Here is a 26,968-nt window from a genome sequence, read left to right as displayed (position 1 = left end):
AACTGCCTTATTTTTACCTAAAAAGTACTGCCAATCTGGAACTGAACCTTATCAGTTTGGTCGCCTTCTTTATCACCGAAAGGCTGAGCATAGCTGATTGAGATTGGACCAATTGGTGTATACCAAGTAATACCAGCACCTGCACTATAGCGCATCTCTTTATCTTGAGTAATTAGTGGAATCTTAGTGTCGTTACCCTTGGTATCGATAAAGGTTTTGTCTTCTCTATCTGTGGTATCGAATACTTGTCCCCCTTCAACAAAGAGTACAGGTCGCACCTGATCGGCCCAATCGCCCTTAAATGGCAGTGGCAGGATCAGCTCGGCGCCGACGTTAACCAGCGCATTACCGCCCACCTCTTCGTCGCGATAACGAAGGTCTTTGTTTACTGCATCGTAGTAACTTTGAGACTTCGGTCCTAGGCTTGATGCTTCATAACCACGTACTGAGCCGTAACCCCCTGCATAGAAGTTTTCGTAGAAGGGCAAATCGTTACCATAGCCAAGTTTGGTATAACCACGGACGACTAAGTCTTTATAGACTGGATAGTAAACATTACCACGGTACACAAGCTTTTGATAATTTTTATCACCAAAGCCAATAGTGGCATCGACGGCATGATTCATCCCCTTAGTAGGGAATACCGGACGATCCAGAGTATTATAATCCCAACCTAGGAGCAAATTGTAAGTGGTATAGTCGTTTTTGAAGCTGGTTCGTCCTTGATCATCACCAGTATACTGAGTGACTGAGCCACCATCATCGATAATCTGCTGAACGTTAGAGACACCAAGCCAGCGGCCACCACGTACCTCAGTATTATCAATATTAAGCCCAGCACTGACACGCTTGGTTTCATCGACAGGATAGCTATAGTTCAAGGTGCCGCCGTACGCATCTGTCACATAGTTACTGACGTTTTTATCATCGTATTTGGTTTTGCGATAGTAAGCACTGACACCTTGAGAGACGCCATTTTCTGTAAAGTACGGATCAGTATAGCCTAGACTATAAGAGTCGCGCGTCTCTGAGCGTGATAGTGCTGCTTTGACACGGTTACCTGTTCCCATAAAGTTATTTTGGGTTAAGTCTACTTGGAAGGTAACGCCGCCGCTTTGTGAATAACCGGCTGCAATGGTCGAGCTACCAGAAGGCTGCTCAACGACGTTATAGTTGACATCAATCTGATCAGGCTGGCCGGGTACTGGCTTGACATCGACATTCACGGTCTTAAAGAAGCCTGTGCGCATCAGCCGCGTACGCGATAGCTGAATCTTCTCATTTGATGCCAGCGCCCCTTCTAGCTGACGCATCTCACGGCGTAGTACCACATCTTTGGTGCGTGTATTACCATTGAAGTTAATCCGGCGCACATAAATAGGACGCGCAGGATCAATATAGTAGTCAATATTCACCACGTGGTTGACATCATCGATACGCGGTACTGGACGAATCTGCGCCATATAGTAGCCATCATTACCATAGCGTCTTTTTAGCGCAGCGGTTGTCTCATCCAAGGTCTGCTGCGAGTATTGCTCATCAGCGGCAAAGGTAACCAAGTCATTAAGCTCACTAGTCTCATAAATGGGCTTGCCTAAGAAACTAACCTGACCAAACTTATATTGATCACCTTCAGTCACGCTTACTTCAATGAACACACTACGCTTATCTTCACTAATATTTAATACTGCATTATCGACAGTGAAGCGCACAAAGCCTGCATTTTGGTATAAGGCTTTAAGATTCTCTAGACTTGCGGCAAGCTTTTCTTGAGCATAGCGATCCGACTTTGATAGCAGCCGCGTCCATGAGGATTCTTTTACGGCGAAAACATCTTTGATGTCTTCATCGCTAAAGTGTTTATTACCAATAACATTGATATCGACGACTTTAGCAGGCTTACCTTCAATAAAGCGGATATCTAGCTTAGCTCGATTGCCCTCAAGTAGGGTCTGGTCAACCTCAATATCACTATTATAATAGCCTTGTGAGATATACTGTTGTTGTAGCTCATTGGCCACCCCTTGTAAGGTTGCCTGCTTGAGCACATCACCGACTGCCAATCCAGCATTCTTTAGACCTTCTTGCAGGCCTTCTTTCGGAATGAGCTTGTTACCTTCAAAGTTCACTTCGGCAATAATTGGGCGCTCGACCACATTGAACACCAGCTCAGAACCCTGCACGCTTGCTTGAATATCAGCGAAGTTGCCGGTAGCGTATAGTGATTTGATACTCGCTGCTACTGCGTCATCGGTCACTGTATCACCCACTGATACTGGTAACTGCGGATATAAGCTATCCGCAGTCAGACGTTGAAGCCCGTTAAAGCTAATATCAGTGACCACAAAGTCGGCTGCCTGTGCCGGCACACTCATCATCGCTACCACTATTGGCATCGCTGCCATATTCACAAATAAAGGCGTACGCATAAATACTGTCCGTATATAAAAAAACTAACTAAAGTTAAGTGAAAAAATAAGCGCTATCTAGTCTGTCAATATAATAATTCATTCAATAAGCAAGATTGCTACCCAGTTAAGACACTATTGTACAAAAAAGGCTATAGCTTAAAATACTGCGGACCTTAATAACCTTTACTCTTAACAACTTATCATTATTAAAAGTCACTACACTGGAGGTTATTAAAGCTTACTCATAGGCTCTGCTAATGATTAAACCCTACTAACAGCTGACTACTTTCAAAGTGCCTAAAAAACATCACGACTAAAAAAAGCGACTGATGTCATTCCCAATGGCTAATATCATAAATCCTGCCAGTAAAATCAGACCTATATTCATGCCAGCGATCTGCATCTGCTCTGATAGTGGCTTTCCGCGTACTAGCTCAATAGCATAATACAATATATGACCGCCATCCAATACAGGGATAGGCAGAAGGTTTAACACAGCTAAACTTAAGCTGATAAGTGCTGCTGTTGATAATACCATCTCCCAGCTAATATCAAAGCTTTGCTTAGCGACTTTAGCTATCGTAATAGGACCAGATATATTGTCAATACCGATCTGCCCAGTTAGCATCTTACCCATTGAGGACACTGTCATGACGGCTAATTGTTCAGTCTTTTGGAAAGACTTTATTATCGCGCCAACAGGGCCATATTCTACAGTGGTCTTATAAGAATCTGGCACTGTAATATTTGGTGCTTCAACCATCGCTCCAATTTGGCCAAACTTATTGCCCATAGTGTCTTTTTTACCTTGCGGCATTATCTTTAATGTCACAGGCTCATTGTCTCGCAGGACACTAATAGTCAGAAGAGTCTCAGGGCTATCTTGAATAACTCTTGTGGCACTTACCCAGTCATTAATAGCTTGGCCGTTAATAGCGGTGATTTTATCACCTATTTGCATACCTTGCCGAGCGGCAGCGCCTTCTGGTACTAGGTCGCCAATAACAGGATCGATCTGTGGCTGCCAAGGTAGTGCGCCCAAGCTACTGATAGCATCCTTGCCTTTATTAGCGCCCTGCATAAAGTCAGATACTGGTAGATTGTAGGTTTGTACAGTCGTTGCCTTAGCATTGTCAGTCGCTGCATTATCCGGAGCATAAGGGCGCACAGTGACCTTGATAGTCCCAGTCTCACCCATGCGATTGGCCAACCGATAGTTAATCTCTTCCCAAGTCTGAACGCTGTGATCATCCACCGCAACTATAGTCTTACCAGCAGGGATTTGCGCCATTGCGGCGGGCGACTCCGGTAGTACTGAACCAATGCGTGTCGCTAGCTGCTCAGAGGGCGTCATAAACAGCACCCAAAATAAGCCAATCGCTATAACGAAATTCATCAAAGGCCCAGCCGCAACAATAGCAATCTTTTTGAGCGGATGCTGAGTATTAAAAGCCAGATGTTTCTCATCATCTGCAACTGGACCTTCTCGCTCATCGAGCATTTTGACATAGCCACCGAGTGGCAGTAGGGAGAGCCGGTAGTCGATACCCGAGCGCTTACTGGTCCAGCCTGCAACCTTAGGACCAAAGCCGATCGAGTAAGTCAGCACTTTGACACCGCAGAGCCTAGCAATAATATAATGCCCCCACTCATGCAAGGCAATCAGCGGGCCTAACACCGCAATAGCGGCCAATAAGGTAAGTGAGAATCCCATGATCACCTCGGACAGTCGGCATGCCGATTAAATAAAGTCAATGAATAAAACCCTATGCAAAATATTAGCCTAAAAACAGTTAACAAGATAATAATGTTAATAAATTACTGCAATATTACCTTTAATAGGTCATTTAGAGACTTAAACTTAACAATAGCGCTTAGCGACGATCTGTTTAGCTATACTTCTTGCTCGCTGATCAATAGCAATCACTTCATCAATGTGACTCGGCGCTTGTAATGCTTGCTGCGCCATAGTGTCCAAAGTCTGCTCATTAATCAAGGCAATGTCAGTTAATTTAACTTGCTCGTCTATAAATGCCTTGACCGCTACTTCATTGGCTGCATTTAGGCCAATTGTCGCAACCATACCTGATTGCATAGCGTCACGTGCCAATCGTAGGCAAGCAAACTTATTCAAATCAGGACGAATAAACTCTAAATCAGCCAAAGCAAACAAGTCTAATGGTACCACGCCACTATCTATCCGCTTAGGATAAGCTAGCGCATGGGCTATCGGTGTCTTCATATCTGGACTACCCAGCTGCGCAAGTAAGCTGCCATCTGAGTATTCAACTAAAGAATGAATGATACTTTGTGGGTGAATAACCACTTCAATCTTAGCCTCTGGTAGATCAAATAGATGTGCCGCTTCGATCAGCTCAAGGCCTTTATTCATCATCGTCGCCGAATCGATAGATATCTTTTGTCCCATGGACCAGTTAGGGTGCTTGACTGCCTCTGCAATATTGGCAGCAGCCATATCGGCATAGGTTTTATGCAAGAATGGTCCGCCCGATGCCGTTAACCACAGCTTACGTACCCCATACTCTGACTGATGGATTTTTGTATTATCCTGTTGGATTGGCTCAGGTAAGCACTGAAATATTGCATTATGTTCTGAGTCGATAGGCAGCAATGTGGCATGATTGTCTCTGACTGCTTGCATCATCAGGTGACCGGCCATCACTAAAGCTTCTTTATTGGCAAGTAAAATTCGCTTCCCAGCTTTTGCAGCAGCCAGTGTCGAGGGCAATCCTGCTGCACCAACGATTGCCGCCACTACCGTATCCACTTGCGGATCTTCAGCAAGCTCAATCAGTCCTGACTCACCGCCCACCACATCGACACTTAAGTTAGCTGCTTTAAGTCGCTGAGCAAAAGTAGCCACTGCCTCTGTAGGAACGGCTACGCGCTTAGGAGCAAACTTCTGGCAAAGATCGAGCAGCTTATCAAGTTGTCTATGACCAGATAAAGCATAGACCTCAAACTCTGTAGAGCTCGCCTGCGCTGTCTCTAATATAGACAGCGTACTATCTCCTATAGAGCCTGTAGCTCCTAATACTGTAATGCGCTGCGTCATTATTATCTACCTAATCCTTCATATGTCTGTTAGCGGCTATATTACTGCGATGGGGCTATTATTAAAGAGATTATGGTTAAAGCAACTCTATCAAATATTATCTGAGCTTTACGAGCAGTCATTAACCAAGTTTATTATCAATGATTATGCTGATTCATTGTTTAAGTAGTAGACGATTTAAATCATTTATGAGCAATATAAATCATTAATAAAGTGCTTAAAGCATAATTAACCCTAGCTGCTGCAGACACCAAAAGCCTAACGCGAATATGGGCGTGGCCGCGAGCAGCGAGTCAATACGATCTAATACGCCACCATGACCTGGCAATATGGTTCCTGAATCTTTGACCTTCGCTCGGCGCTTGAGCATTGATTCAAACAAGTCCCCTAGTACGGAGGCCAGTATCGTTACACCAGACAATACCATAAAGCTGATCAAAGTCAGCCCCGTCAAGTGTAGCTTGAAGATACTAATGCCTAACACAACGAGCAGGCCAGTTATCAGCCCTCCTGCCAGACCTTCCATACTCTTATTCGGTGAGACATTAGGCGCCATTTTTCGGCGACCAAGCTTACGCCCGACGAAGTAAGCACCACTATCTGCACACCATACTAGAATAAATACGTACATGAGCCACCATGGCGACAGTTGCCACAAATAAAACATCGCAGTAATGGCTGCGGTCAAGATAATCAAGCCCATCAAGGACAGCTTCTTGCCATACCAGTTGGTCTTATCGGGGAACTGCGTCACCCACGCTAACGCCATAAGCCAAATAATAACAGAGGCTATCCACCAAAATACCCAAGTGGAGGTAAATAATAAGGTGAGTAAGGTGAGCGCCAGTACCATAACCACAAACAGCGCTGGATAGCGCCATCTTGGCATAAGTTTGGTCCACTCATGTGCAGCAATGGTCACCCCAACTGCCAGTAAAGGCACAAACAAAATAGGCGTATCACTAGCAAATAAAGCCACACCAACTATCAAAATGAGGATAATGGCGGTTTTAATTCGTTGCCACATTTGAGTTACCTTTATTAAGCGTCTTATAGTACCATTCTTGGTGTCAGACAATATTTGATGACTACGATGCTGAGTTTATTGATGCAGCCGTGGTCAGTGAGTTGGCTTCAATCTGCTCGCTGGTCTTACCAAACCGGCGTTGGCGTTGGCTAAACGCCACCATCATCTGACCCAGCTCATCGGTAGAAAAATCAGGCCAAAGAGTCTCGGTAAAGAACAGCTCTGCATAAGCACTTTGCCACAGCAAAAAGTTGGACAGTCGATACTCGCCCCCAGTGCGAATCAGCATATCAACGGCTGGCGCATCAGCGAGCTGAACTTGATTATTAAGCGCCATCTCGTCGATCTCATCGATCTCAATATCGCCTTGCAGAGCCTGTATGGCTAACGACTTTGCTGCTTGAGCGATATCCCACTGACCGCCATAACTAATAGCTATCACCAGCGTCATCGCCTTAAAGTTCGCTGTCTTCGCCTCTGCATCTGCCATCAGATCTTGTAAATCAGTATCTAACTGACTGCGATCACCAATAAAGCGTAGGCGAATCTGGTATTGATTCATCCTCGGCATCTGCTCATAGATTGTCGCCGTCAATAAGCGCATGAGTAACGCCACTTCGGCTGGCGGTCGCTGCCAGTTTTCACTAGAAAAGGCAAAGACAGTAATGACCTCAACACCAGCCGCTAAACAAAACTCTACGATAGGGTCTAGCGCATCCTTACCGGCTCGGTGACCTTCGCCCTTAGGCATCCCTTGTAGCTGCGCATAGCGATTATTACCATCCATAATGATAGCGATATGACGCGGTACAATAGGTATCTGAGTTGCGGCAGCTGTACTTGTTGCCTGATCAGTCGATGAAGCGGTAGACTCTAAGGCATGATGAGAGCAAACGGAGTTAGACATAGCGATGAAAACTTATGAAGATAAATGAATAGATAGCCCACTTGCAGCCCCGTATTGATATAGCACTATCGATAAGGGACTGCCACCACCTTGATAACCAGAAGCAATAGCGTAGAATAAAGGGTCTATTCTAGCCTCTCGTATCGGCAATAGGAAAAGCACTTATGGCTGCCAAGTAACGCCAGTACTGAGCTTATGATTAACAAACACCAACCAGTGGTAATGGGCAAAGCTTACTATCAGACCAACATAGGTTGGTCTATTTAGTCGGCTCCTAGACTTCCATTAGCTCAGCTTCTTTCTTCTCAAGCTTGCTATCAATGATACCGATATATTTATCCGTCATCTTTTGAATCTCATCACTAGCGCGGCGCTCTTCGTCTTCTGATATCTCTTTTTCCTTGGCCAGATCCTTAACATCACCAAGCATATCACGGCGTACATTACGGATAGACACACGGCTATTTTCGGCTTCGCCGCGCGCCAGTTTTTGCATATCTCGGCGAGTCTCTTCGGTCAGTGCTGGCATTGGTACACGAATGACATCTGCCGTCATCGGGTTTAGACCTAAGTCTGCTTCGCGAATCGCTTTATCCACTGCTTGCACCATGGTACGGTCAAATGGCTGAACCAATAAGGTTCTTGAGTCTTCGACATTCACACTTGCCACTTGGTTTAGCGGAGTGTCCGCACCATAGTAGTTAACCATCACGCCTGATAGCATACCTGGATGGGCGCGGCCAGTTCGCACTTTGCTAAAGGCATTCTCTAGCGCTTCGATGGTCTTTTGCATGCGAGCATCGCCGTCTTTTTTAATATCATTAATCATGGGACTTCCTTAATATTTCTTAATAATAACAGGGTTAGAATAGCAAAACTTATAAAGCTATATTTATAAAGTCTGGATTCGTCCTATCGAGGTTTAATATATGGCCATTACTCTAATGTTTGTTAGGTGCTGCTCTGTTGGCTATATTATCGTCATATTAACCAAAGTATAAAGTTTAAAACTGAGATACCTTAATAAAACAGCTATCTAAATAGCGGACTGCCTAACTATTAACATTAAAGTAGCAGCTTATTGCTAGTATAATGAATCAATAAAGCATCAATGCTCCAATGCTTCACCTAATGGAATACGCGTGTGCCTTCATTGTCACCCATCAATACATTAAGTAGCGCATTGGGCTTGGTCATATCAAAGACCTGTAAAGGCACATTATGCTCACGACATAGCGCTATCGCAGTCAGGTCCATTACTCCAAGCTTTTGCTCTAGCACCTCATCAAAAGTAAGACTGTCATACTTGATAGCATCTTCATGAAGGCTTGGGTCTTTATCGTAGACGCCATCTACCTTAGTCGCTTTTAATATCAATCCAGCTTCAATCTCAATGCCGCGGAGGCAAGCTGCCGTATCAGTGGTAAAGAAAGGATTACCAGTACCAGCGACAAAAATGCAGACTTCGCCATTTTTTAGATAACGAATAGCGTTGCGGCTACTATAGCTTTCAGTCACTTCGCCAATAGGCAACGCTGACATCAGCCGCGTTTTGATATTGCGGCGCTCAAGAGCATCACGCATCGCTAGGCCGTTCATTACCGTAGCTAACATCCCCATTTGATCGCCTGTTACTCGGCCGACCAGCCCCTCTTTTTGTAACTGGCTGCCACGGTACAGGTTACCACCTCCGACGACGATACCGACCTGAACACCAAGACCACATAAGTGGGCAATGGACAAGCTCATCTTATCCAGCACCGATGTATCAATTCCCATGCCTTTGCCGCCAGCCAATGCTTCACCAGACAACTTAAGCAAAATTCGAGAATAGCGGGGATTTTTATCAGACATACAGATACCTTCGTTATAAGTAGGGTGGCATTAGCTCGTGAACTGTAAATTCAAAGCCCTAAAATAGTAGTAGCGGCTTAAAATTCACAAATTGCGCCAATTGTAGCAAAATCTAGCACATAATTGGAAAAGGAAACATGATCTCCTAACTCACAGCGATAAGATGATAAGCTCAATCAAAAGATTGCAGGTATGGCTCTATTCTACCCTTACTAAAAAAACCATCTTATCCGTTATAGTTAATCTATTTGCGTGTTCAACCCATCCCTATTACGTATTGGTGCTAGGCAAGGCTTTAAAACACGATCTTATGTAGCAAATCTGACATTTAATAGACCTAAAATAAGAGCGCCTTTGCTCAGCCTGAAAAAGTCTTACGGAGACTAGACGTATATTGCCTAAAAGCCAATAAAGTTTGCTCTAGTTGAGCATAGCTATAGCCGTCTTAATCCATCAAATGCTATTTTTATTCGATGAAGTCGCATCTTATCCCGTAAAGCTTGCAAACAAATCGTACTCGCTCGCCTCATCGATGGTCACGGTCAAAAACTGACCAGGCTGCACTCGATCGTCAATAGCATCAACGTAGACATGGCCATCAATCTCAGGGGCATCGGCATAACTACGGCAGATAGCGATACCCTCTTCTTCATCGATCTCATCAACCAGTACTTGCAAGGTCTTACCGACTTTATCTTGCAACTTCTGCGCTGATATCTGCTGCTGCAACGCCATAAATCGATCATAGCGCTGCTGCTTAATCTTTTCAGGCACAGGATTAGGCAGATCATTGGCCTCAGCACCCTCAACCTCTGAATAAGTAAAACAGCCTACTCGGTCAAGCTGAGCCTCTTTTAACCAGTCTAATAGGTATTCGAAGTCCTCTTCGGTCTCACCTGGAAAGCCGACAACGAAGGTCGAACGAATTACGATATCAGGACAAATCTGACGCCATGTGCGAATACGCTCAAGAGTATTTTCGCTATGTGCCGGGCGCTTCATGGCCTTGAGCACCCTTGGACTGGCATGCTGAAGTGGAATATCCAAGTATGGCAGGAGCTTACCTTGACCCATCAACGCCACTACCTTGTCAACATGAGGATAAGGATACACGTAATGCAGTCGTACCCAAATCCCTAGCTGGTTTAGCGCCTGACACAGGTCATAAAACTTGGACTTAAGCGGCATGCCATTCCAAAAGCTCGTCTTATATTTGAGATCTAGCCCATAAGCAGAAGTGTCTTGTGAGATGATCAGCAGCTCTTTGACACCCGCTTTTTTAAGCGCTACTGCTTCATTCATCACCTCATCGATAGTCCGAGAATCTAAGTCTCCGCGCAGGCTTGGGATAATGCAGAATGTACAACGGTGATTGCAGCCCTCAGAGATTTTTAAATAGGCGTAATGACCAGGAGTTAGCTTAATGCCAGCCTCATTAATTAAGTCAATCTTTGGATCGTAAGCCAATTTATCACGCTTAGGCATCGGCATATGGTGAGAGACAGCCTTAATCACCTCACCATAGGCATGAGCGCCCGTTACCGCTAATACTGCAGGGTGCATACTGCGAATCTTATCCGCATCTTTACCCAAACAGCCGGTCACGATGACCTTGCCATTTTTATCAATGGCTTCGCCGATAGCGTCCAATGACTCTTGTACCGCAGACTCAATAAAGCCGCAAGTATTGACCACGACCAAGTCTGCACCGTCATAGTCACCCGCCACTTGATATCCTTCACGGGACAGCTCCGTAATAATGCGCTCACTATCGACCAGTGCTTTTGGGCAGCCAAGCGACACAAAGCCAACTTTGGGGGCTGCTGCTGGCGCTATAGCGCTTGCACTTTGGCTACTTTGAGCAATACTACGATTCTGATTATGATTGGCTTTATGGTGGTAAGGCTTTTCTTGACTACCCTCGCCCAAGTTAGGTGTAGCAGCGCTATTCTGAGCCACTGCGCCTGATGCATTTGTATTAGGATTATATAGCGTTACTGCATCACGGGCCTTAGCCAATGACTCTGCTGTAGACGACTGAGCTGCTGCTGATAATTCTGCGATATCAGGGTCATTTTTTGGCGTAGTATTAGACGATGCTGACGTAATAGGAGAAGATGGCATGGCTGACCTTTAGCTATGAGTTGGCTGAGCGCATTGTACGTTTTTTTTGCCAAAATCACCAGTTAGTGATTAGCAAAGCCACTATATACCGCCGCAAGCACCATCACGAGTATACTGATAAATCTAACTAAAATCGTCTCAGTGATTGGCATTATTTAAGAGGAAGGTTAAGTGGCTTTATTAACTAGATTTTTTCAGACCTTTACGAAGTTTGCTTTACCGCTAGAAATCTCTACCAGGACAAAAGATATGCACCAATATGGTATATGATAAGCACCAAACTGGTGCGATAACAACTTTAATTATCCCCTTAGCAGCGCTATTTTAATGCCCACCCTTTCCTTTTTTATTCTCAACTGATTGATAACTGGTATCGAACTTGCACCTACTAGGATATGTTCTTAACTAAGTACTAAAACTAAAATAAGATAGTTGTTTGTTAATCAAAGGAAGTTTTGCTGAAAATATGCACCTAATATCTAGACTATTTACTAAGATTTCTTGAGTTCACTATAGCTATTATTAGTCCATTAAACGCAAGTTTTTTAGAATGAGGAATCGGTAACTTTATGGCAGCACAATCATCCACTAACCTGCCTGCTGATAGATCAGTCGCCTCTATAAGCCGCGAAGAGTATGCCATGGATCTTGCAGTTATGAGCAAGCACTTGTTTACCGCTATTTTATGGACAGATGAGTTCGGAGAGATTCTTTGGGCTAATACCCAGGCTGAGCAGCTGTTTTCTGCTAGCCAAGCTCGCCTACTCAACCGCAGTGCTTTAGACTTGCTGCGACCTTATGACGGATACGATGATGATAAAGGTCTGACAGATAATACTAGCGATGATAAGACCACAATAGCTGACCCTCTCAGCTGTCAGCTTAAGCACGCACTTACCTATCAGCAGCCTTTTATCGATCATGACCAGCTTATATTCGGTGTCTCCCACAGCGTTATGGTCGATTATAGTGTCACCCCAGTCGATCATCAGGGCCAATACTATTTTTTGATAGAAATATGGGAGAAGAATCGTCAAAGCCGAATCAGTCAAGAGCAGCGACAGCAAGAGCAGCATACTATTGCACGGCAAATGCTACGTGCTGTCGCCCATGAGGTCAAAAACCCACTAGCCGGTATCCGCGGTGCAGCGCAGCTACTAGGAAAGCAGCTAAAAAAGCTAGCAATTAGCGATGATAAGGTCAGTACCTACGCCGGAATCATTATCTCTGAAACAGACAGATTGACACAGCTTATCGGTCAGATGCTCGGCTCTAATCGTCTGGCGAACTGGCAAAGTGTCAATATTCATGAGCCGCTCGAGCACGTATTGACCTTAACTCATAGCCAGCATCCAGATATTGTCATTGAGCGTGACTATGACTTATCACTACCAGAGCTGACGGCAGATAAAGACCAACTTATTCAGGTCTTTTTGAACCTAATGAATAATGCTTGTGAAGCTATGCTTGAGCAAGACACAGCTAAGAACTATATACCGACTATTAAGGTGCAAACTCGCGTGGTCTTTCAGCATACTATCGGTAGCGTTCAGCATAAGCAGGCTCTAAAGATAGACATTCAAGACAATGGCTTCGGCATCGACCCTAATATGATTGACCAAATCTTCTTACCTTTAGTAACGGGTAGAGCAACGGGCACTGGGCTTGGCTTAGCCTTGGTTCAGGATATGATTAGCCGTCATCATGGCGCTATCGATGTGCAGTCTAAAGCTGGTAATACTACTTTCACCGTCTATCTACCATTTAGCCAATAACTTAAAAAAGCGGTAATCAGTGAGCAACAATGCAGCTTGATAGCTCTTATATAGATCCTTATCAGCAAAATAGAGCCCTATTAATACGATAAGATGACAAGCTACGTTATTTATGCACAAATTTAGTGCATAATCATTAATCATCAACCCAATACGGTGATTCGCTGATACTTATTATTACAGATATTATTACCAATAGACGTCAGCTAACCCTGATAGCAAGGAGCTAGAATGCCCACCTTAGACTCAGATCCAAACGCAGAATTAGCAACCGTCCAAAGTACCTTATGGCTTATCGATGATGATCCTGCCCTGCGCTTGATACTAGCAGATACCTTCAGCGACGCACAGATGACTGTCATCTCGTTTACCCAAGCCAAAGCCGCGTGGACGCGTCTCAATGATGTCTTACAATCAGGCGATCGCAGTATTCTCCCTGACGCTATCTTAACTGATATTAGAATGCCGCTGATGGATGGTCTGTCTTTTAGTGACTGGGTACATAAGCACTTCCCTGATCTGCCTATTATCATTATGACAGCACACTCAGACCTGCAATCTGCGGTCGACAGCTACCAGACAGGGGCCTTTGACTACTTGCCCAAACCTTTTGATCTTGACGATGCTATCGCGACTGTCAAAAAAGCCATAAAACCACGAGTGCTACCTGCTGATACAACCACTCAAGCTGCACTCGATAGTAAAAATACTCATGATAATAACTCAAGCCCATCGTCAGATGCAGTGGCAGATACTATCAAACAATCGACCGCTAAGAGCACGAAATCCAGTCAGCAATCAACTGCCCAAGCCTCGCGAGTGCATAGCAGCGCTAGCAAGCAAACCACCAAAAGCCGCTCAGATTATACAGCGCCGACCGCAGAGTCTAATACGCGAAAAATTAGTACTACCAACCCTAATACTGCGAGTAGTGTTAACAATAATCCAAACGGTATTATCGGTCAGTCAGCAGCGATGCAAACGGTGTTTCGCGCTATCGGCCGCCTGTCGCAGTCACCAATCACAGTATTAATCACTGGCGAGTCAGGAACAGGTAAAGAGCTGGTTGCTAATGCGCTACACCAACATTCGCCGCGCCGTAAGAAGTCATTTATTGCGCTAAATATGGCGGCTATCCCACACGATCTAATCGAGTCAGAGCTGTTCGGTCATGAAAAAGGGGCATTTACTGGCGCCTCTACCATGCGCCAAGGTCGCTTTGAGCAAGCCAACGGTGGTACGTTATTTTTAGATGAGATTGGTGACATGCCTTTTAGTACGCAGACTCGCCTGCTCAGGGTACTGGCCAATGGTGAGTTTTACCGCGTTGGCGGTCAAAAACCTATCAAAGTCGATGTCCGCATTATTGCCGCTACTCATCAAAACCTAGAACGCTTAGTCAAACTAGGGAAATTCCGCGAAGATTTATTCTATCGTCTTAATGTTATTCGCTTGCCTCTACCACCGCTACGTCAACGCCGCGAAGACATTCCTGCATTGGTCACCCACTTTATGCAGCGGGCTGCCAAAGAGATGAGTACTGAGCAAAAATACATCGAGCCTGAAGCGTTAGCCATCATGCAGGCTTTTGACTGGTCAGGCAATGTGCGGCAAATTGAGAATGTTTGCCGCTGGCTGACGGTTATGGCAACTGGTGATACGGTTCTTGCTGACGACCTACCGCCTGAGCTTATCGACTTCGTTAATCAACGAGATCGTCAGCCCTCGCCTAACGATCATCCTACAAACCAACCCCTAGCGACTGATTTACAACGCTCAGCAGTGCCTCATAGCAGTAATACTAGTGAGCGTACCCCGACTTCCTTTGAGTCAGGCTCAATCGCTTCTACAACCGCGAGCGTTAATCAGCACGTAACTACCTCTACAGGAGATACAGCTACAGCCCCCCATCCTAATCATCAATCGGTTTCTAATCCTGCGCCAAATTCAGCTTTCAGCACCCACGACTCTCAAGACTCTCAAAATTTGGAAGATAAGCCGACACCGCTCACTACTGACTCTGCAATGACTTGGCAGCAGTCGCTTGAGCGCTGGGCACACCGCGCTTTAACCGATGGTGAAACTGAGATACTGCAAATTGCTGCACCTGAATTTGAACGAGTACTCCTTAATGTCGCCCTTACTCATACAAAGGGCCGTAAAGGTGATGCGGCGCTATTGCTAGGCTGGGGGCGCAATACTTTAACGCGCAAATTAAAACAGCTAGACATTCATTAATGGCTTTGCTGTATAAGCATTGGCGCTTAAGCCACTCTGATCATGGCCTAAAACAGAAATGCTACAGTGCCTAAATACTTATAAGTGAGTTGGCTTATCAGAGAAGCAAATCAACTAAGGTTGCGAAATCATGGCAAATTTTGATAGTCAAGATATTGCACTGCTTATCTCGGCGGTGCAGCATTATAAGCGTCATTCTGAAATCCAGCGTCAAGAACTCATCAGCAAGGCTGGGATACAACAGAACAGTCTAGTCGCATTATCGAGCTAGATAGTTTGGAAGAACAACTTTATGACTGCTTAGATGCCCGAAAATCAAAGGTTTCGAGTAAAAAAGCAAAATAAATGCAAAAAAATTAAAAAAAAGACTTGCCAAGAGATTTAATTTCTATATAATAGCCAACCACTGAGACGTACTAACCCAGTAAGAGAAAGAGCAAATGGGGCTGTGGCGGAATTGGTAGACGCACCAGATTTAGGTTCTGGCGCCGCAAGGTGTGAGAGTTCGAGTCTCTCCAGCCCCACCATTTATCATATTGATTTTGTTAGACTTCTCAAACCTTATATATAACTTGTCGCACTTTTGACGCAGTTATTAAAAAAGCCCTCAATAATGAGGGCTTTTTTTTATGTCTAATATCTAATCATAATCTATCTTCTGCATCTCGACAGCCATTTTCTCTGTATTAATCCACTTTGCGTATACTGTTTTAAACGTCTGTATATCATGCCCCATCTGATACGCGGCTGCAGACACGTCGATTAAACTGTTAAGTAGCGTTGTAGCATATGTATGCCTACAGTTATACGCAGGCCGCTCGCGGATACGGGTCTCTTTGAGTACTTGGCGTAATTTTTCTGATAGCTTATCGGGTCTCGTCCACGGTTTATCCGTGTGCAAGCTGATAAATAGTCTGTCCTGATGACCCGTTAAATCTCTAAGCCTGATCAATACGTCTATGGCTCTGTCATTAAGATAGATATTTCTAATTTCATGCGTCTTAGTCGTGTACTTAACCTCACCTTCACTTAATGTCTTGTTAACTGTGGCCAATCGCTTAGACAGATTAATATCCGTCCAGTCTAACGCTAGCGTCTCTCCTGGCCGACAACCCGTCCAAAATTGCCATTCATAATATAATTTCCACATCTCTTTTTTATCTACCCAATATCGTTCCATCCAATTGATGATTTTTTTACGCTCGTAAGGGATGAATGGATCAGGATCTTCATTCTGTACTTTTTTATTTTTAATACGCTTGGTGGGCAGATCATCGATGATCTCATCGTCAAAGGCTAAGTTAAATACCCCGCGTAACGGGGTCATGAGATCATTAAAGGTTTTGGGTTTTTTAATATCAAGCTGAGAGATAGTTTTGCGAATGATCGCCGGATTAATATCAGCGATAGGTATATCAGCTAGATGAGGCATCCAGTGCTTAGATAGTGCGCTCTTATACTTGCGACGTGTGCCTTTGTCATCGGTGCTCAGACTATCTAAATACATTTGGGCGTAGTCAGCAAAAAGAGGACGGTCATCGGTGTCTGGCACGATCGCCGCATCGACTTTACAAGCGGCATCAATATCGGCCTGTGTCAGTGTGCCCCATTTCCTTGATTTCATTAAGTGAGCTCGAAGCTTCCCCGCTTCGCTAATCCCCTTCGGCGTCGGCGGTTGGGGAATTGTAACGTATCGTCTACGACCGGCGACTGGGATGTTAATTTGGACAGCGTCGCCTCGTACTCGGACGCCTCGCGGATACTCTGCTGATTTAGCCATTCATTCCACCCTTTAATACTAAAATAAACTTTCTTACCTACCTTTTGCCACACCTGCCCTTCCGGCCATTGTTCCTTGGCGCGGTAAAGCCGGCTTGCAGGATAACCGATTAACTTGCCAAACTGCTCAAGCGTTACCCAATCGAGTGGGAGATTTGACTCGATGAGCTCGGTGATGATTTGCGCGGGTTGTTCATGCATATCCAAATATCTCCCTTAATTCAAATAGTTTATGCTGTAAGGCAAAGATTAGTGTTTGTAGCTCGTCATCGCTAAACTCACGTAGGCTGTATGCAAGCCACAGTGCCATTCTCTCTTCCGTTACAGTCATCGGTTTAACTCCTCTTCATTGCATTAAGTAGTATGTCTTGCACGCGGCGCTTGGTCTCGCGGCGCTCTATGATTAGATCATCGACTGTATCGCAAGCTACCAAGTGATAAATAAACACTGGACGCTTGTGCCCGGCTTGCGCTTGGCGCGTGGGGCCAATGCGCTCGACTATCTGCTGATACTCTTCTAAGTTCCACCAATGCCCGAAAATCACTAGGATATTGCCGCCGTCTTGCAGGTTAAGACCGTGACCCGCGCTGGCAGGATGGGCAAATAACACTGGTATTTTGCCGGCGTTCCAGTCGCGGATTGTCTGTGGGTCCTGGTCGAGCACGCGCCCTTGTTTAAACGCTTTTTGTAGTCGGATTAAATCAGTCTTAAAGTGGTAGGCGACCAGTACTGGCATACCTGCAGACTCTTCAATGATTGACTCCAAAGCTTCAAGCTTTGCGTCATGCACGCCATGCCAACCGTCGTCTGTATAAACTGCGCCATTAGCAATTTGCAGGCATTTGATGGTCTTGGCCGCAGCATTCATCGCTTCGACTTCATCGCCTCGCAATTCGAAGAACATCTCCTTTTCCATGGCTTCGTAAAGCTTTCTGGCCTTGGCCGGCAGGTCGACATAAACGTCAGTGATAATCGGCTTATCAATATCAAAATAGTCGTTGGCGTCTAGCGTTAAACAGATATCTGATAGACGCTCTTGGATTTGCTCTTGGGCAAAATCGTGTGGCTCTAATCTCACAGCAAAGCGCTGAGCGCCAACTTGGATACTCTGAAACCATCTGTTTTTAAACGATGTGAATGAATAGCCAAGGCGCTCGCCGCCGTCTAAGAAGTAAGCTTGACCCCACAGGTCAATAAGACCGTTCGGCGATGGCGTCCCTGTCAGCTCAATAAAGCGCGTAGTATGACTGTGGGCAACTTTGGCTAGTGCTCTTGCTCGCTTACTGCCACCTCGACTGCGATATGATTTAAGTCTGGTGGACTCATCAGCGATGACGGTTTTAAAAGGCCAGCGCTTACCGAAGTGTTCAACGAGCCAAGGCAGTTGTTCATAGTTAGTCGTAAACACATTACTATCAGCTTTGAGCAAAGCCTTGCGCTGGTTAGCCGTGCCGGTAATGGCAGTTACTTTTAAGTCTTTTAGATGCTTCCATTTCTCCGCTTCATCTGGCCATGTACTGACGGCGACACGCTTGGGGGCGAGCACTAACACCGGATCGGGTTCGACAAATTGCAAAGCGTCGATGGCCGTCAAACAAGTCGATGTTTTGCCCATTCCCATAGATGCCCAAAGCGCGCAGCGCGGCTCACTTAATATGTGCTCTAAGGCAATATGCTGATATGGTCGGGGGATAAATTCTTTACGCATCCCCTACTCCTCACAGATAATTGAATAATCGCCATCGACGTCTAAAGTTTGATTGCCTTTTTTAGCAATCATCCCGTTTAAGTAAGTACTAATATTGCGCTTTTTAACATCGGTAAGTGTGATGTTGGGTGTTATTACGGTACACATTACGGGCGGCCTATCAGCATCCCTGTACGCCGTACACGCCGTAAACCCCGCTAACAATATCACCCCGATTAAAACAGCTATAGGATTACACAACCCGAAAGTCCTCATAAAATTACCCACTGTTTGCTTCCTTAATTTCATTGATAAGCCAATCTACTGCGCCGCGGCTATCGATATTAAAAACAGTCTGACCGGCTCGGCGCATCCGATCGTGCTCACGTCTTTGCCCTGGTCGAGGATTTTTACCTGGCGCTTTGGCCTCAACCCATACAGTTATCGCTGGCGTCATGATAATGCGGTCAGGGCAATGGTTGTGACCGATCCACTGGCACTTGCGTACCAGTGCGCCTATCTTTCTAGCTTCAGCGACTAAATAATTTTCGATGTCTTTTTCTGTTTCCATTTCTGATTCTCGTTATAGCTAATGACCTGTTCTTCAATACCTTCGTGCTCTACTTCGATAACGTCTAAACAGGCGTCGATAACTTCCCGTCTAACTTTGCCCCCAAAGCCATTGCGGTATTTTAAGCGTTGGACTGCACCAAACAGATTGTTATCTCTGCTACTGCCGATAATCAGTGCAAAATGTTTGATTTGCGATATGTCACCCTTAACCCCGCATCTTTCGGCAGCTGCCATCAATTTTTCATCATTAAAAGACATTGTCATTTCTAATCCTTCCTATATCTATACGCTTCAAATCCGCCTGCAGCCAAGGGCATATCGCTAGCCCAATCTGGATTAGTTGCCAACAGCTTACTTAAATGCTCGTGGTTAAAATCTGCATTATCAGGCGCTTCGCAGATCACTTCATCGTGTACCGTGAGCACTATCTGATACCCCGCTTTATCTATAGCGTGCATGTTGTGCGCTAAGATATCTCGGCTCATGGCTTGGCAAATGTTTTCAAAAATCTTGCCTCCATAAGTATTCTGGTATTGCCACTTACGGGTGTATTGATCAGTACCCATATACTGTATGCTGTCGTCTTTTAACCGTATGTTTGGATAGCAGAGATAGCGCCCACTGGGTAATCGGATACGCAGCCAAGTGCCATCACGCCGCACTGCTAATTTATTAGCTCTAAAGGTCTGCGCCGGATTGCAGATAGCAGACTTAACAGCACCTTCTATGTCATACCAAAGCTGACTGATATTAGGATGAGCATTGCGCCACATGCGTTTAAGCGTGTCGCATGTGATAAAGGCTCGGTCGCTCATCTTGGGCGCTGTCTTCTTATCCTTTTTGCATACTTCTAACCAGTTCTGGGCTTTGTGCATTTCGTCACGCGGTAATGTATCCCATGCGTCGTTAGCTAACTGGTCGAGGTCGATGCCGTAGACTGATGCAAACGTCACAAATGCCCCCACCCCACCGCCATAGCCCAACGCTAACTCTTGCACCTTACCGATCTGCCTTTGGTCTTTGGTCACTGACTTAGGCGATACGCCAAACGATTTGGCGTAGGCCAATTTATAAAGGTCATCACCAATACCGCGATCAAACTCACTAAATGCTTTAATCTTCCAGCTCTCATCGGCAAGCCAAGCTTGGGCGCGACCCTCAATATTTGATAAGTCACTAACGACTAGCTTTTTGTCCTCGGGCGCTACGATGCAGCCTCGGATAGCTGAGCTAGTTAACTCCATCAGATTGTCAGTGAGCATATCGGCGCATCCTAGCTTTAATGCTTCAATACCTGTGTCGATTTCAGCTTGCTTTAAACTTGGTCTTGGCAAGTTCTGCGGTTGAAAAGTGCGACCTGCCCAGCGTCCTGTACGCGCTGCACCTGCAAACTGCAAAGTACCGCGCAGTCGGCCGTCATCATTGACTGATCTTGCAAGAGCTTGGTATTTACTTGTGCTAGTGGTGCTGGCTTGTAGTCGGTTGTTAAGCAGATCTTTGACTGCATCCGGTAAATCAGGGTCAGCTATACGGCGCTCAAGCGTTGCTTTTTGCAGATTAGGTAGCGTGATGCCATACTCAGATAAGATATATTCAAGCATGGCGTCACGCTGGGTAGCAGAGTCTACAGCGCCGTCGGTCATGTTTTGCGTCTGTTTGGCCAATCGCTTTTTCTCGACTGCAATGGCCTTAAGCGCAGTATCGACAAGCTCTGTATCAACAGTAAAGCCACGATCGTTAATAATCTGGTCGAGTTGCCAGTGGCGTTGTTCAGTTGCCATGTTCCACTCAGGCATGGCTTTATCAATGGCTCGCATAGCCTCCACGTCTAATCTCGCGTATTCGACAAACTTCGCCCACTCATCTGGATGTGTCTCTCGAGTGGCCCGCTCTAAGTTACGGTTTTTGCCGAGAGGCTTACAGAACAGATGAATAAGCTTGCGGCCGTCAGCTGCCTTGGTGTGCTCTGCTTTAATGTTAAGCACGTCGCATAACGTAGCTAGACCACCGGGTAAACTGTGGCAGTACGCCTTGATCATAGTGTCACGCCACTTATAATGTGGGGTGTTAAAACCGTTAGCCTCAAGTACATTGCGATCAAACATAGAGTTGTGCGCGACAAGTTGGTCCGCACAAGATAAAAGCAAATCTATCTGTGTTAACTTTTCCGCAAAACCCCATTCGTCGTTTGGGTCGACATCGGTTAAATCGATAACTTTCGCGGAGGCATCATCAAAGGCATAGGCAAACAGCAATATCTCAGCGTTAGCCGCGTATTTATACGTTCCGTGCTTGATAGGCGTTTCGCTGAACGTTTCTAAGTCGAGGTATAGAGTTGCCATCATTTATCGCCTAATATTGCTGTTTAAAATGTATTTTTAAAAAAGTCTCGAATGCCTAGCATTTCGGGATTACGGTTAAGAGATATGCAATCAACAAAAGGCCGCTTTAAGTTATGCCGATTGGCCTCAATGTAATTTAAAGCAGCTTGGCGAGTAAAACAGGCAGTTACGATTTTTGGTATTCTTGATAAGCATAATTTTTCATATTCATTACCATCAATAGTTACCGTCCACTCACCTTGGCTTACAACGTTTAAAGCCTCATACATTTCGTTGCCATCCTCATATAGAACAGGATCGCTGTTGTCATACCAAGCATATTCATATTCGTAATGGCCGGTGCGGTCTGGGTCGCAAGGGTGCAAGTCGATTTCATAAACGCACCACAAATAAGGCGTTTGTCCTGGCCTTTCTTGCGCTTTTAAGTCGTTGGCAAGTTCGGTCAAGTTAAAATTACTCATAATTAATCTCTTGTTTTTAAATTACTTTAGTTGAGCTAACTGGTAGCTAAATGTGAGCGACCACACCCCAATTAGCTCACTAAAATAAAAGTCGGACGTGGTAGGAGTCGAACCTACTACCTGTCGCCTCAGCAACTGCGCTTACCTCTTAACGCCACACGTCCTAGATTTTTTTTAGTGTCTTACCACTTGCTACAGATAGCACTTGGCTCGTCTGGTAGCCACCACAGTGCGGGAGACGTATTTGGATTAAACGAAGTCTTCTGCTTCAGCGCCTTCGCTTAAATCTTCAAACTCATCTTCACGCGCTACGCCGCCGCCAGCGAAAGCATCGCCGTCTTTGACAAACTGAATACCACGTAAGCTTGCGTTGATACGCTTGCCGTAGGTGTTATCCTGCGCCCAGATATCTACACTGGCGTTGACATAGCAGCCCGCGTAAACAATGCCGTCCGCTTCAACGATTGGAGATCGGTCTTTATTCACCACGGTTGGGCGTACACGGTTGGTAGTGCTTAATGCCATATTGCCTTCAAACCCTTCATACTCGGCTTTGGTGTCACCATCGACAAAACAAATCTTGTTGCTGGCGCGTAGGGTTTTGAGCACCGTTTCGGCTTTAGCACCCCACTTCTCTTTGGCAACGCGCTCGATTTCAGCTTCGATTTTCTTAGCGTTAGCGCCACCTTTTTCGATTATTAGTTGGGCGCCAAAGTTGCCAAACTGCTCGCTTGGATTAAAAATGTTAGGAAATGCCAAGCGAACGGTAGATAAAATAGTAGATTTAGCCATGGGTCGTACTCCTATGCTTCGGTTAAGTCGTCGAACATTTCGACTGGATTAGTAATGATTGCTTCGCGTTTGTCACTGCCTGGGGCTATCGTCGGGTTACCCGCAGGTTTTACGATAAGGTCTTGTAATTTGTTCCACTGTATATCGCCAAGTGTTCCGGCCTTTTTGAGCTTCTCAGCGTCAGTGGGTGAGATAAGCTTTTTGTTATACATGTCATCGACTTTGAGACGCATAGCTTTAAGCGTTGCTTCAGCTTGCTCTTCATCAAGCCACTTGCGGCGACCTCCTCGACTTTGAACCAGTTTAAAATCTCCAACGGATTCGCCAGCGTAGAGTTTGTCAACTGTGGCTTGCTCAACAGCTTTGATCCATTCTTTGATAAGTCCAATTCGCTCAAACATCTTGGCTAAAGTGTCGCCGTCATACTTGGCGTCATCGACCGTGAGCGGCGCATCTAGGTCTTCAAAATCAGCGCAGACCGTACGGTGGACGTGCTCCGCGTAAGCTTTGCACTCGGCGCTTGCTTTGCAATATCGGCAAGCATCCTCTGACGGCGCAAACAAGTCAGTTAAGTCGCTGGTCTCATCAAGCGAGTCGATAAGCTTAGCCGTATTGCTGACTGTCTCGCCCCAAGCTTTAAGCTCATCGGCTGAGATAGTCCACTCGCTGACGTGCTGGCGGCGCGGTTGGCTGATGATTAATCGTACTGACTCAATTTCAGCTAATACGTCAAACTCATTGAGCGCGGCCAAGCCGTACATCATCAGCTGCGGATTGCGCTCGGCGTCGACTTGGTTGCCTTGGCCATACTTCAAATCGATAACGATGATCTCTTTATCAGTAATGAGCACTGCGTCCGCTGTGCCAGTCGCGCCTTTTTCGCCCGTAATGGATTCGAGCGGCAGAGCCTGCTCAAAGAAGCCTTCGGCTTTGGCCGCGGCCATAATGTTGTCGATGAGGTCGATATATTCTTGGACATAATCGGCCATGTCTTGGTCGACTTCATACTCAAATGCGATATCTTTTTTGTTTGGCTGATCATGTTTAAAAAAACCAATACCTTTTGAACTCACCGCGAGAACTTTGCTGACCTTGTCACTAGGCGAATATCCAAAACTCAAGCATTGATCCGCTAAATGGTGGGCCGCAGTACCCTCGGCTGCGTACGAGTTAGCCGTGTTCGGTTTGCCCCGCTCCATGAGCGGAGCAGCTGGGCAGCTAAGCCAGCGTACGGCAGATGATGGGGATAGTTTTGCGTGCGTAGCCATAGCTATCTCCTACGCCGCTTCGCACTTGGCGACGAGCTCAGCGTACTGCGTAGGCTCAAGCTCCTTGATATTCTTAACGCCAAACTCGCCGAGTATCTTGGCCACGATATCCCGCCCTTTATCACGTACGGTGTCGATGACAACGGCCTTGGCCTTGTCAAAGGTAACTTCTTCATCGGTTTCAACTGGCGCAGTCTCTGTGGCTTCCGCTTCAACCGTGTCTTCTTCACTCTCTACCGGCGCAGTCTCAGTTGGCTCATCGACTGGCGTGTCGTCTTGCGCCTCCACTTCCGACCCGTCGGCTGGTGGGACAATCTTAACTTTGCCAATCGGTGCGCTTACTTCGGTGTTGCTTTCAGCTAAGTCGCAGTAGCGATTGATAGCTTGGGCAACGTTGCCAATTGCGCTGGCTAGCGTGGTGATCGTTTTTTCAATACTCATGGTGGTTATCCTTCTGCTTTTGTATTGGACGGCATGATCGCGTCGGCTTCATGTTGTGCGTATTCCGTCGCACCTCTTTGTTCATCTTGGATTTGCTCAAGCATCACAGTTAACTCTTCAGCTAACGTTTTCATTGTCGACTTGGTAACGCGGCCTTTGGCTATCTCAGCCGCTTTACTAATTGCCTTCTGCAAAAAATCCTCGGCTGGCAGCTGTGCACGAATTTCGATTAAGGCCGAGGCTACATCTTCAGGATTTATAAACTCCTTGGTTATCCTATCCAGCTCTTTTAACTGGTACACCAAAGCCCGATCTAGAGGCGAGCTCGTGAACTCGTCTTGCTCTTGCTCTGCTAAATCGATCAGCTCTTGAGTATCCATCTGTTCAAGTTGGTTTTGAGTAAGTGACATTACTTATCGTTCTCTTTTGACCAATCTATGACTGCTTGATCTGCCGCGCTGATATAAATTTGAGCTTTATGCTCTTGGATTCTTGCATCGTCATTCGCAAAGCTTTTATCGATGGCTTGTGGTACCAATGCGAATATCGCCATTGCTAACACTGCGAGCAGTGCGAATAAGATAAGAGATGATGCAAATCTGTTCATATTTGCGAGTCCGTTTTGCTTTGTTGGTTTAATTATGCATTAATGCATAACTTAATGCAAGTATGAATAGATATAATTATGCAAATATGGATAGTACTTTTCTATAGACAATAAAAAACCCGCATAGATTGCGGGTTTGGAGAATTGGTATTAGGAGCTAGGTCTCAGGATCGATATGCTTAAACACTTGGAAAAATTTGTACGCTGTCCTAAGTGAGTATATGGCAACGAACATGGTGAAGAAAATAGAGATTAAATAGAACTGCGGTTTAAGCTCATTAATCATTAAAGTAATCATAAACACAGCAAGACTGCAGAAGTAAAGAAAAGATAGCACCTTGTTACTTGTTAGTAAATTTGAATAGTGCCCAGATTTTGTCATATTCTTAACGATAGGTTTATCAGATAAACTAATAACTATAGCCATGAGTGTTAATACAAAACCAAGTAAGGTGCCATACAATGTAATAAGAGTCTTTAGCACCTCATTAGCTTGGTTGGGGTCGATGCTAAGAATACTCTCTTGGAACATAAAACACACGCCTACTGAGATAGCTAGGCTATAGCCTAACCATTCATATATCTCAGCAGACCCTCTCGATTTCATCTAGTTTCCCTAAATATGCGTCGACAATTTTGTCATAGAAAAAGTCTGATTTCTTTGCCTCTTTTGCATAAGAGTAGGAATCATCTTCGAACACTATTCTATCAGCAATTAAGTCAATTTTGTCCAGCTTGCCATCGATATCTTCAACTTGAACGACAGCTCGTGTCGCGCCCTTAGAAAGCAGATTTTTTATATTCTCATATGCATTTTTAATTTTTCCGTGCTTTGTACTCCTCAAATCTACATTGGCTTGCAGCTTTAAAATATCTACTCCAGATTTAGCGACAGCGCGCATAGCTTCATCCGACCAAAGTGCTCCATCATTTGAGATATCACTTGCACTGACGGGAACAGATACGTCCATTTTTAATACAACTTTATTATGTAAGATGTTGCGTAAAGAACCTTTAGTGATCAGCGGTGAAAGTAGGACTTTACGTTTAAAAGCTTCAGAGAGACATTTTTCTAGTCGTTTAAAGTGGTTAGCATGTACGTTTCTTACATAGCCTATAACGTCATATTGCGGAAAAAAGACAAGGTGGTTTGTTTCTAGCTTACCTTCTCCTTGTGGATATTGGATACGTCTACCCTCAGACCCAACTTTACCTGTTTCAATGATCTCATCAGTTCTGATCTTTCTAAACACTCCACCATAGTACATATTATTTATTTTTTTAAAATCATAAATATCTCTATCGAACTCATCTCTAAATCCAAGAGATTTGCTAACTATAGATGCGAAGTAATCCTCTAAAGTCATAGAGTTGCCCTGTTCTTCCTTAAAAAAGCTTACTTTATAAAATTCAACTGTAGTTGCCATAGTTAATCCTTTTCCTATTCCTCAAAATCTACCGCTTCACGATATACGCACCAACCCGCTGGCAAACTACCAACTACAGTAGCAGTTTTTAAAAAGTGTTCTAGCCAGTAATAAGTGTATGTTTTCATAATATTAGCTCCCATTATTTTACAACTTTGACTAACTATAGTAGTAATTA

24 protein-coding genes and 2 tRNA genes are annotated in these 26,968 nt (G+C 45.1%); 4 read left to right on the top strand and 22 right to left on the bottom strand.

The features are described 5' to 3' along the window. Positions 1 to 17: 17 nt before the first annotated feature. From bamA to rimO, 8 genes are all read right to left on the bottom strand, one after another. A complete protein-coding gene (gene bamA / locus EGV92_RS12060) occupies positions 18 to 2,429 on the bottom strand; it encodes an outer membrane protein assembly factor BamA (RefSeq protein WP_131669553.1) in 2,412 nt (803 codons plus the stop codon). A 295-nt stretch (positions 2,430 to 2,724) separates the two neighbouring features. Beyond that, complete coding sequence (rseP, locus tag EGV92_RS12055) at positions 2,725 to 4,125, bottom strand: RIP metalloprotease RseP (protein ID WP_131669552.1); 1,401 nt, start codon at positions 4,123 to 4,125, stop codon at positions 2,725 to 2,727. A gap of 147 nt (positions 4,126 to 4,272) precedes the next feature. Continuing rightward, complete coding sequence (gene ispC, locus EGV92_RS12050; RefSeq protein ID WP_131669551.1) at positions 4,273 to 5,487, bottom strand: 1-deoxy-D-xylulose-5-phosphate reductoisomerase; 1,215 nt, start codon at positions 5,485 to 5,487, stop codon at positions 4,273 to 4,275. 217 nt (positions 5,488 to 5,704) lie between these two features. Further along, on the bottom strand, positions 5,705 to 6,514 hold the full coding sequence (locus tag EGV92_RS12045; protein WP_131669550.1) for a phosphatidate cytidylyltransferase: 810 nt from the start codon (positions 6,512 to 6,514) through the stop codon (positions 5,705 to 5,707). A 61-nt stretch (positions 6,515 to 6,575) separates the two neighbouring features. Then, the gene (uppS, locus tag EGV92_RS12040; protein ID WP_131669549.1) at positions 6,576 to 7,421 is read right to left on the bottom strand and encodes a polyprenyl diphosphate synthase; all 846 of its coding nucleotides are present in this window, start codon (positions 7,419 to 7,421) and stop codon (positions 6,576 to 6,578) included. A gap of 274 nt (positions 7,422 to 7,695) precedes the next feature. After that, positions 7,696 to 8,250, bottom strand: coding sequence for a ribosome recycling factor (frr, locus tag EGV92_RS12035; RefSeq protein WP_131669548.1), 555 nt, complete (start codon positions 8,248 to 8,250; stop codon positions 7,696 to 7,698). 299 nt (positions 8,251 to 8,549) lie between these two features. Then, entirely contained in the window at positions 8,550 to 9,275 is a 726-nt protein-coding gene (pyrH, locus tag EGV92_RS12030) for a UMP kinase (RefSeq protein ID WP_131669547.1), read from the bottom strand. 486 nt (positions 9,276 to 9,761) lie between these two features. Further along, positions 9,762 to 11,399 carry a 30S ribosomal protein S12 methylthiotransferase RimO gene (rimO, locus tag EGV92_RS12025; protein WP_242678722.1) on the bottom strand — a complete coding sequence of 546 codons (1,638 nt, stop codon included), beginning with the start codon at positions 11,397 to 11,399 and terminating at the stop codon, positions 9,762 to 9,764. 569 nt (positions 11,400 to 11,968) lie between these two features. Here rimO and glnL point away from each other — a divergent pair. The 4 genes from glnL to EGV92_RS12010 all read left to right on the top strand — a co-directional run bounded on the left by glnL (position 11,969) and on the right by EGV92_RS12010 (position 15,939). Further along, positions 11,969 to 13,174, top strand: coding sequence for a nitrogen regulation protein NR(II) (gene glnL, locus EGV92_RS12020; RefSeq protein WP_341352821.1), 1,206 nt, complete (start codon positions 11,969 to 11,971; stop codon positions 13,172 to 13,174). A 231-nt stretch (positions 13,175 to 13,405) separates the two neighbouring features. Continuing rightward, positions 13,406 to 15,412 (top strand): sigma 54-interacting transcriptional regulator, encoded by a 2,007-nt coding sequence (locus EGV92_RS12015; RefSeq protein WP_131669546.1) that lies wholly within the window; start codon positions 13,406 to 13,408, stop codon positions 15,410 to 15,412. Between the two features lie 130 nt (positions 15,413 to 15,542). After that, the gene (locus EGV92_RS13995) at positions 15,543 to 15,683 is read left to right on the top strand and encodes a hypothetical protein (protein WP_165525620.1); all 141 of its coding nucleotides are present in this window, start codon (positions 15,543 to 15,545) and stop codon (positions 15,681 to 15,683) included. 171 nt (positions 15,684 to 15,854) lie between these two features. Continuing rightward, positions 15,855 to 15,939, top strand: a tRNA-Leu gene (locus EGV92_RS12010). 113 nt (positions 15,940 to 16,052) lie between these two features. On the opposite strand, the gene EGV92_RS12005 is transcribed toward EGV92_RS12010, so the two are convergent. The 14 genes from EGV92_RS12005 to EGV92_RS11945 all read right to left on the bottom strand — a co-directional run bounded on the left by EGV92_RS12005 (position 16,053) and on the right by EGV92_RS11945 (position 26,790). After that, a complete protein-coding gene (locus EGV92_RS12005; protein WP_131669545.1) occupies positions 16,053 to 17,192 on the bottom strand; it encodes a tyrosine-type recombinase/integrase in 1,140 nt (379 codons plus the stop codon). 334 nt (positions 17,193 to 17,526) lie between these two features. Next, positions 17,527 to 18,900: an SNF2-related protein gene (locus EGV92_RS12000; RefSeq protein WP_131669544.1), complete on the bottom strand. Its 1,374-nt coding sequence runs from the start codon at positions 18,898 to 18,900 to the stop codon at positions 17,527 to 17,529. Positions 18,901 to 18,903: 3 nt separating this feature from the next. Then, positions 18,904 to 19,047: a hypothetical protein gene (locus EGV92_RS13990; protein ID WP_165525619.1), complete on the bottom strand. Its 144-nt coding sequence runs from the start codon at positions 19,045 to 19,047 to the stop codon at positions 18,904 to 18,906. Positions 19,048 to 19,159: 112 nt separating this feature from the next. Next, on the bottom strand, positions 19,160 to 19,450 hold the full coding sequence (locus EGV92_RS11995; protein ID WP_131669543.1) for a PDDEXK family nuclease: 291 nt from the start codon (positions 19,448 to 19,450) through the stop codon (positions 19,160 to 19,162). After that, a complete protein-coding gene (locus tag EGV92_RS11990) occupies positions 19,417 to 19,716 on the bottom strand; it encodes a hypothetical protein (RefSeq protein ID WP_131669542.1) in 300 nt (99 codons plus the stop codon). The genes EGV92_RS11995 and EGV92_RS11990 overlap by 34 nt, the downstream gene beginning before the upstream one ends. A 2-nt stretch (positions 19,717 to 19,718) precedes the next feature. Then, positions 19,719 to 21,794, bottom strand: coding sequence for a DNA polymerase (locus EGV92_RS11985; RefSeq protein ID WP_341352820.1), 2,076 nt, complete (start codon positions 21,792 to 21,794; stop codon positions 19,719 to 19,721). A 23-nt stretch (positions 21,795 to 21,817) separates the two neighbouring features. Next, positions 21,818 to 22,255 carry a hypothetical protein gene (locus EGV92_RS11980; RefSeq protein ID WP_131669540.1) on the bottom strand — a complete coding sequence of 146 codons (438 nt, stop codon included), beginning with the start codon at positions 22,253 to 22,255 and terminating at the stop codon, positions 21,818 to 21,820. A 92-nt stretch (positions 22,256 to 22,347) separates the two neighbouring features. Continuing rightward, positions 22,348 to 22,419: transfer RNA gene (locus EGV92_RS11975), tRNA-OTHER, on the bottom strand. 85 nt (positions 22,420 to 22,504) lie between these two features. Then, the gene (locus tag EGV92_RS11970; RefSeq protein ID WP_131669539.1) at positions 22,505 to 23,047 is read right to left on the bottom strand and encodes a DUF2815 family protein; all 543 of its coding nucleotides are present in this window, start codon (positions 23,045 to 23,047) and stop codon (positions 22,505 to 22,507) included. 11 nt (positions 23,048 to 23,058) lie between these two features. Then, a complete protein-coding gene (locus tag EGV92_RS11965) occupies positions 23,059 to 24,315 on the bottom strand; it encodes a DUF2800 domain-containing protein (RefSeq protein ID WP_131669538.1) in 1,257 nt (418 codons plus the stop codon). 9 nt (positions 24,316 to 24,324) lie between these two features. Then, complete coding sequence (locus EGV92_RS11960) at positions 24,325 to 24,756, bottom strand: hypothetical protein (protein WP_131669537.1); 432 nt, start codon at positions 24,754 to 24,756, stop codon at positions 24,325 to 24,327. Between the two features lie 5 nt (positions 24,757 to 24,761). After that, the gene (locus EGV92_RS11955) at positions 24,762 to 25,166 is read right to left on the bottom strand and encodes a hypothetical protein (RefSeq protein ID WP_131669536.1); all 405 of its coding nucleotides are present in this window, start codon (positions 25,164 to 25,166) and stop codon (positions 24,762 to 24,764) included. Beyond that, a complete protein-coding gene (locus EGV92_RS11950; protein ID WP_131669535.1) occupies positions 25,166 to 25,363 on the bottom strand; it encodes a hypothetical protein in 198 nt (65 codons plus the stop codon). Before EGV92_RS11950 ends, EGV92_RS11955 begins: the two co-directional genes overlap by 1 nt. Before the next feature lie 584 nt (positions 25,364 to 25,947). Then, positions 25,948 to 26,790 (bottom strand): hypothetical protein, encoded by an 843-nt coding sequence (locus tag EGV92_RS11945; protein WP_131669534.1) that lies wholly within the window; start codon positions 26,788 to 26,790, stop codon positions 25,948 to 25,950. Between the last annotated feature and the right edge of the window lie 178 nt (positions 26,791 to 26,968).

It is taken from the genome of Psychrobacter pygoscelis (assembly GCF_004335015.1).
In the GTDB taxonomy this organism is placed as follows: Bacteria; Pseudomonadota; Gammaproteobacteria; order Pseudomonadales; family Moraxellaceae; genus Psychrobacter; species Psychrobacter pygoscelis.
Note: the sequence above shows the minus strand (reverse complement) of the source record. Positions and strands in the feature narration are given on the sequence as shown.